Genomic DNA, 3,897 nt, shown 5'->3' on the forward strand with positions numbered 1-3,897 from the left:
GTATAATATACTTAAATTAAATAAAAGTAAACTATTTTATATTTCAAGGTGGTTTTATATATGAAAGAAAATGAAGATATACAAACGAAAGAAGTAATTCAGCAAGTAGGTCAGCTATTAAGACAAATTCGAAATGAACAAAAATTAAGTTTAGAAGAATTAGCCCAAAAAACAGGAGTTAGTAAATTAACATTAGGGAAAATTGAGAGAGGCGAAACGAATCCAACGTTAGCTGTCATTTGGAAAATAACGAAAGGGTTATCGATTCCTTTATCGAGATTAATGGTTGTTGGAGAACCTGTAGCTGTTGCGCGCTGCGGAGAAGGATTTGCAGTAGATGTAGGACAAGCATGGCATTTAGAAACGATGTTCCGTTACACGAAAGAAACAGGGATGGAAATGCACCGTGCTTGTTTAAGAGCGAATAGTATATATGAACCGGAAGCTCATCATGAAGGAGCAATTGAGCTTGTAACAGTAATGAAAGGGAAAGTTTCTATTCAAGTTGAGAATGACGTATATGTGCTAAATGAGTTTGACTCCATTCAGTTTGAAGCTAATAAGAAACATAGTTATAAAAATGAAGAGGATGAAGTAGCGGTATTACATTTAACGATGAAATATTCTTCATGAAAAAATCACCTATAGAAAAGAATTCTATAGGTGATTTTTTATATGCTCTTCTTAAGTATATGGAATGATACCAGTTAGTACGCGCGTGGCATAAGTAATAAACAAATAAAATAAACTAAAAATCCCGTTCCAAAACATAGAATAGCAATGACCCAAATAATACGAATGAGAGTAGAGCTAATATCAAAATATTCTCCTAAACCACCGCATATACCAAATAACATTTTATCAGTTTCGGATTTATATAACCTCTTCGACATATTATGATCCTCTCCTTTTTATATCACCGCTGTTATGTATGAGTGATACAGTGTACTTTTATTCTATATGGAAATTTATGAGAAGACCATTAGGTTATATTACATTTTTTTGTAGAGTGATTCGTTTTTTACAATTCAGATGCGAAAGTATAAATAAAGTGAATCTCTATGTAATGTTATGGTGGTTTGTAATAAAAAAAGGCTCTAGGTAGGAAAGTTTAAACTACCGAAAGGGCCTAAGGGTTTATTTATATGTAGATTGTTTATGTATCCAATGTGAGAAGGTATAAAAAATACCTAATGAAAGGGTAACGATCATGCTAATCCAAATGCTTGTTAAGGGGTTGATTAAGAAGTAAGTTACATAGCCAGAAAAAGCACCAATAATTGAGATGATGGGTATAATAGTGCTGATTTTTTGTTTGCTGAAAATAAGGAATAATATCGTGATGATAAGAGATGTATAAAGAATACCAAAGAAAAAGATGATTTCTAAAATTGTATATTGTGTAGTAGTAGTAATGAAAAAAGCTATAAATCCGATAGCCATGGGAACAAAGTGAGTATTATGCAATTTAGGAGGTACCTTTGCACTTACTGTCGGTATAAAGTCCCGAATTAGTTTTGTAAATCCATGTATCCAGGCAATAAAGCTGGAAGTTATTGCGCTTAAAGAGCCGATAACGAGCAAATAAAATAAAATAGTAAACTCGATCTTCTTTGGAAGTTGAGCTAAAAGGTCGTATAAATGATCTAAGCTGCCACTAAAGATAACTATCATAATTAAAGAAGCGAATGCTAAAGGAATGGTAATCCATATAAATCCTGATAGTAAGTAGGTTGGAATAATTTTCTTTTTGTGAATACGGAAAGCTTTATCCCAAGATGAGGGGCTTATTAATACCCTTCCCGTTTCAATTAAAATCCCAGCGATAAGAAAATATATTCCGTTTATATTTTCATAAAATAGCAAATAAGGGTGGTATAAGCGAATGCCATCATATACATGAGTGATTCCATCTTGTACAAAAAAATAAATTGGAATAATGATCATGGTAGAAAACATTAACACTGTTTGAATGATAGCCATTCGAGTAAATAATTTAGTGTTACTTAACATTACAAAAATTGTACAAAGAGCAATGAAAAGAAAGGCTCCCAATACATATGGAATATGGAAAAAGACATTAAGTAAAATGCTAGCAACCTTTGTTTGAATGAACATACTTTCTATATTTAATAGAATAAGAAAAAAGCATACAATGATATATCCCGTGCGAGAAAGCTTATATGTTAAATAATCGTGAATAGATTTGCCCTCTGGGAAAGTAGAACGTATTCTTTTAATTGAAAATCCAAATAAAATGAGGGTGAAAGGTCCGATCATAGCATAAAGAATTCCAGCAATTAACCCATAATTGATAATAGATTCGGGTAAGGCAAGCGTTGATATACTTGCGACCCATTTAGATAATAAAAGAACAGTGCCAGTTCCGATACCTAATTTTAAAGATGTGATAGCAGAGTTGTTTTTTGCCACGATTTATCCCTCACCTCTATATTCTTTCGGAGTCATTCCAGTCATTTTTCGGAATACCGTGCTGAAATAATGCTGGCTATTAAAACCGGATTGTTCAGAGATTTGAGAGATACACCAATTTGGATGTTCCGTTAAATATTTTTGTGACATTTCAATGCGATATTGCATGATATATCCGGAAAATGAAATCCCTACCTCTTCATGAAAACGCCGACTTAAATAAGTTGGATTTGTATGTATTTTAGCCGCAATTTCTGCTAAGTGTAGCTTTTCATGAAATGCTTCGTGAATGATGTCTAATGTATCCTGAATGATACGTGAGTAAGAAATGTTGTTGGAATTCCCTTTATACTTTTGTAATACACCAACGAGTTCTTTTTCTATGATTGGCTTTGTTATATAGTCGAATAGATTGTTTTGCATAGTCGAAATTTTGATATGCTGTCACGATGATGATGTCCATATTAGGACTACTGGATTTTAGTTTTTCGCCTAGTTGTAATCCGGATATTCCTGGAAGATGAATATCTAAAAGTGCTAAATGAATCGGGAATTTTTCACTTATAGTTAAAGCCGCATTTGCATCTAAAGCTAGATGTAGTGTCCAATTAGGAAATTGACGGTGAATGAGAAATTCTAATTGTTCCAGTTCTAATGGTTCGTCATCTACTAATAGCACGTTCATTTTTGTATTACCTCCTCTGTATTTTTTTCTGTGATGAAAGGCCATGTTATTTCTACTTTTGTACCGTCCTCTTGCTTAGAGATGAAAGAGAACGTAGTTTGTTCTTGAAAGAATAACTGAAATCGTTTTTTTATATTCTCAAGCCCGTATCCACTTTCTTGTGTAGAGGAAGTAAATAGTTCGCTTTGGGAACCGTTGTCGGATACTTGAAGTGTAATCCGATTATTTGTACTGTATAAACGAATATTCAAAATTGCTTGTCCAGCTTTTTTTTCAAGACCATGTTTAAATGAATTTTCAACTAACGTTTGAATAACGAAAGGTGGGATGTAGGCATTGTGTAAGTCATTAGAATAGGTAATACTTACTGAAAGTCTAGAGCGGAATCGCATTTTTTGAATCTCGATATAATAATTCGTGTACGCCAGTTCTTCGGATACAGGAATTAATAAATCTGTTGTTTTATATTTTCCTTTTAAAAAGAGCGAAAAGATCTCGAGCGATTGGACAACTTCATCTGTTCTTTGTAGACGGGCTAAGCTTAAAATTGTATTTAATGTATTAAACAAAAAGTGAGGCTGAATTTGTTGTGTAAGTTGATGGTATAAAGACTTTTGTAGCTCTCTTTCTAGCGCCATTTTTTTCTTTTCACTTTCTAGTAAGTCGATTCGTTTTTCAAAGATAAATAAAAATAATAAAATAATAGCTCCAAAAATTGGAGCTAAGACAAGTATAGTTATTAATACGGCAAATCCTTCGTAAGTTAACATATATACCTC

Annotated in this window: 4 protein-coding genes and 1 pseudogene; 1 reads left to right on the forward strand and 4 read right to left on the reverse strand. The window is 32.8% G+C overall.

The features are described 5' to 3' along the window. Positions 1-60 precede the first annotated feature (60 nt). Positions 61-633, forward strand: coding sequence for a helix-turn-helix domain-containing protein (locus AB3X49_RS18965; protein ID WP_002138507.1), 573 nt, complete (start codon positions 61-63; stop codon positions 631-633). A 74-nt stretch (positions 634-707) separates the two neighbouring features. Here the strand turns inward: AB3X49_RS18965 and AB3X49_RS18970 are convergent, their stop codons facing one another. The 4 genes and pseudogenes from AB3X49_RS18970 to AB3X49_RS18985 all read right to left on the reverse strand — a co-directional run. Then, complete coding sequence (locus AB3X49_RS18970) at positions 708-893, reverse strand: PspC domain-containing protein (RefSeq protein WP_002088845.1); 186 nt, start codon at positions 891-893, stop codon at positions 708-710. A 244-nt stretch (positions 894-1,137) separates the two neighbouring features. Further along, the gene (locus AB3X49_RS18975; protein WP_367964020.1) at positions 1,138-2,433 is read right to left on the reverse strand and encodes an SLC5/6 family protein; all 1,296 of its coding nucleotides are present in this window, start codon (positions 2,431-2,433) and stop codon (positions 1,138-1,140) included. Positions 2,434-2,436: 3 nt separating this feature from the next. After that, a pseudogene (locus tag AB3X49_RS18980) lies at positions 2,437-3,118 on the reverse strand (response regulator transcription factor). Beyond that, positions 3,115-3,897 (reverse strand): sensor histidine kinase (locus AB3X49_RS18985; protein ID WP_367964022.1); only part of this gene is annotated, 783 nt, incomplete at its 5' end. The gene AB3X49_RS18985 and the pseudogene AB3X49_RS18980, both read right to left, overlap by 4 nt.

Source organism: Bacillus sp. C30, from assembly GCF_040838255.1.
GTDB classification, from domain to species: Bacteria; Bacillota; Bacilli; order Bacillales; family Bacillaceae_G; genus Bacillus_A; species Bacillus_A mycoides.

What these genes read in the sequence shown, in the direction of transcription:
- AB3X49_RS18970 (WP_002088845.1), bottom strand. Translation starts at nt 893, where the DNA reads ATGTCGAAGAGGTTATATAAATCCGAAACTGATAAAATGTTATTTGGT.
- AB3X49_RS18965 (WP_002138507.1), top strand. Translation starts at nt 61, where the DNA reads ATGAAAGAAAATGAAGATATACAAACGAAAGAAGTAATTCAGCAAGTA.